General features: G+C 68.0%; 3 protein-coding genes and 1 pseudogene. 2 read left to right on the plus strand and 2 right to left on the minus strand.

Features of this window, described 5'->3' with window-relative positions; all coding sequences use genetic code 11:
- Positions 1 to 168: pseudogene (locus tag JOZ79_RS01085) on the plus strand (glutathione S-transferase family protein); the annotation flags it as partial.
- Here JOZ79_RS01085 and JOZ79_RS01090 read toward each other — a convergent pair.
- The gene (locus JOZ79_RS01090; protein WP_366514781.1) at positions 165 to 716 is read right to left on the minus strand and encodes a J domain-containing protein; all 552 of its coding nucleotides are present in this window, start codon (positions 714 to 716) and stop codon (positions 165 to 167) included. The pseudogene JOZ79_RS01085 and the gene JOZ79_RS01090 sit on opposite strands and share 4 nt — an antisense overlap.
- Positions 717 to 735: 19 nt before the next feature.
- On the opposite strand from JOZ79_RS01090, the gene JOZ79_RS01095 reads away from it, so the two are divergent.
- Positions 736 to 1,044, plus strand: coding sequence for a BolA family protein (locus JOZ79_RS01095; RefSeq protein WP_294069397.1), 309 nt, complete (start codon positions 736 to 738; stop codon positions 1,042 to 1,044).
- A 27-nt stretch (positions 1,045 to 1,071) separates the two neighbouring features.
- Here JOZ79_RS01095 and JOZ79_RS01100 read toward each other — a convergent pair.
- Positions 1,072 to 2,675 (minus strand): autotransporter outer membrane beta-barrel domain-containing protein (locus JOZ79_RS01100; RefSeq protein ID WP_294069399.1); only part of this gene is annotated, 1,604 nt, incomplete at its 5' end.

Here is a 2,675-nt window from a genome sequence, read left to right on the forward strand (position 1 = left end):
GCGCCGTCGCTATCCTATGCCGACTGGGTGCAGCCGATCCCCGACGCGCTTGCGAACCTCAAGGACTATCGGGCCCGGGTCCTGTCCCGGCCGTCGGTGGCGCGGGTCGTCGACGAAGCGCGGCCCTATCGCGCCTATTTCCCGCTCGGCGCGCCTGATCGCGACTAAGCGAAGGCGGCGGCCTTCCGGAGCAGCTGATAGGCCTCGATCACCCGACCCAGTCGTTCCTCCTGCGAGCGGTCGCCACCGTTGCGGTCCGGATGGAAGCGGCGGACCAGACTGGAGTAACGCCGGCGCAGCGCATGCCGGTCGGCGTCGTCGCCGAGGCCGAGCACCGACAGCGCCTTGCGCTCGTCAGGGGTGAACCGTGAGGGCTTGGCCCCGGCGCCGCGACGACCGAAGCGGGCGGCAATCGCATCCAGCGGGTCCGCGAAGTCGCTCCACGCCGGCGGCGGGTCGGACCCGTTTGCCGCGAAGCGGCGGCTCGGACGGTCCCAGCCCGCGAGCGGGCGCTGGGCCTCGGTAATCTCCTCGGGACTCATGCCCTCGAAATAATTGTAGCGGGCGTTGTGCTCGCGGACATGCTCGAGGCAGAGGAATCTCCAGTCCCCCGGCCCGTCGAAGCCGGAGGGCGACAGCGGCGCCTTGAACTCGCCAGGCTCGTCGCATCCGGGCACGGCGCAGCAGGCTCTCGCCCCTTCGACCCGCCCGTGCATCCTGGATTGCTTCGTCGCCATGGAATTCGCCTATATAGGCGCGATGAACGCTCAAGGAACCGGACCGGTCGCGGCCGAGATGCTTCAACGGCTCGGTTCAGCGCTGACCCCGACGCGCATCGAGCTCACCGACGACAGCGAGAAGCATCGCGGCCACGGGGGCTACAATCCGGCCGGCGAGAGCCACTTCTCCCTTCGCATCGAAAGCGCGGCATTCACGGGGAAGAGCCGGGTCGAGCGGCAGCGTCTGGTCTATGCCGCTCTCGACGACCTGATGCGCGAGCGCGTCCACGCGCTCTCGATCCGGGCAAGCGCGCCGGGAGAGTGACGGAACGGCGAGCGCCGCTCTCGCTCGTTAGAACGAGAGCTGGATTCCTGCCCGCGCGCCGATCGATGCGTGGCCCTGCTGCTCCTCGGCATTGACTTCACCTGACACGCCGATGCCCGTTCCGCCGCCGGCAAGGCGGATTGCGCCGCGCCATCCGTTGGTGCGCGCGTCCGGCGTCAAGGTGAAGTCGCTGCCGCCGGCGAAATGAGCCACCGTCGAACCGAGCGTTCCGCTCAGGATCTGCCGGCGGCCGCCTTCGAGCTCGAGCCGCAACCACGGATCATGCGTGTTGGTCGCGAGGAAATCGTAGCCGAGCGACAGGTTGGCCGACGCGGCGGTCTCGTTGCTGGTCCGGCCGCCGACGCTGAGGTCGAAAGCCGAGCCGCCGCCGGTTTCGTCATAGCCGTTTTCCTTGAGCCGGTAATATTCGATCAGCGCGTTGGGCCGGACGCTGAGCCGGCCCATCCGCGCCTCGTAGGAAACTCCGCCCGTCGCCGAGGTCAGCGTGCCGCTCCAATTGCCGTCTGCTTCGCGGGTGATGGCGGTGCCGTTCACGGTGCCCTCGAAATACCGCTTGCCGTCATATTTGACGTGACCGATCGAACCGAGCGCGAACGTGTGAAGATGGCCGAAGTTGGCGCGCCAGTAGAGGCCGCCCTGGAACTCCGTTCCCGTCAGCGTGTCGTGATGCCGCGAGTTGTTGTTGCTGGCGTAATAGGCGCCCATCAGGCCGATGCTGCCGATGCCGAGATTGCGCTCGAGGCCGGCCGCGGCACCCCAGGCCGACAGCTTGTACGACGAGGTATCGCCAATCGACTTGCTGGTTCCCCACCCGACCTGCTGCAGCCACAGGCCCATGCCGGGCTGCTCGAGCACCGGCGCGTACGGGTCGGCGAGGATTTCGCTCGTCAGGCGCGGCCCCTTGGTCGCATTTTCGAAAGCGCCGCCGGCGTAGTCCGGAAGCATCTGCTGAAGCGACGCGCGGAGGGTCGCGCTGTCCGGCGCGCCGAGGAACACCTGGGCGATCGGCGCATCCGAGTCCGCAGCCGCGACGACGGCGTTGAGAGCGCTCGCCTCGGACCTGTTGAGCCCAAGCTGGTCGCCGCTCTTGAGCTGCACGTCGAGGGACACTTGTCCGGGCGTGCTGCTCAGCACGTTCGCGGAATAGAGGAACGGCAAGGATGAGACCGCCAGGTTGTCGGCGCCGGTCACCGTTCCCGCCTGGACGATCTGGTAGGTGCCGGAGACTCCGCCGAGCGTCAGCAGGTTGAGCTTGACGTTGGTGCCGGCGCCGAAGTCTGCAGCGCCGGATACATTGAACATGGTGGCTGCACCGCCGCCAATCGAAACGCCGAGCGTCGAGCCTGCTCCGGTGGTCAACGACGCAAGGTTGGTCGCGCCGGTGGCCGTCACGTCGAACATCGACCCGGCACCGACGTTGACGGCGGTCCCGGAGCTGTTGGCAAGCGTTCCGTGAAACGCCGATGTTCCCGACAGAGCGAGCGAGTCCGCGCCTCCGCCGAAATCCACGGCGCCGGTCAAGACCGACGTTCCGGACAGCTGCACGCTGTCGGTGCCCGACCCGAACTGGACAGGCCCGCTCATTGCGGCGGCGCCGGACAGGCGCAGCT

Origin of the sequence: Sphingomonas sp., from assembly GCF_019242355.1 — a bacterium.
GTDB lineage: Bacteria > Pseudomonadota > Alphaproteobacteria > Sphingomonadales > Sphingomonadaceae > Sphingomicrobium.

Coding starts and splice junctions, on each gene's coding strand:
- JOZ79_RS01090 (WP_366514781.1), bottom strand. CDS start 716: ATGCACGGGCGGGTCGAAGGGGCGAGAGCCTGCTGCGCCGTGCCCGGA.
- JOZ79_RS01095 (WP_294069397.1), top strand. CDS start 736: ATGGAATTCGCCTATATAGGCGCGATGAACGCTCAAGGAACCGGACCG.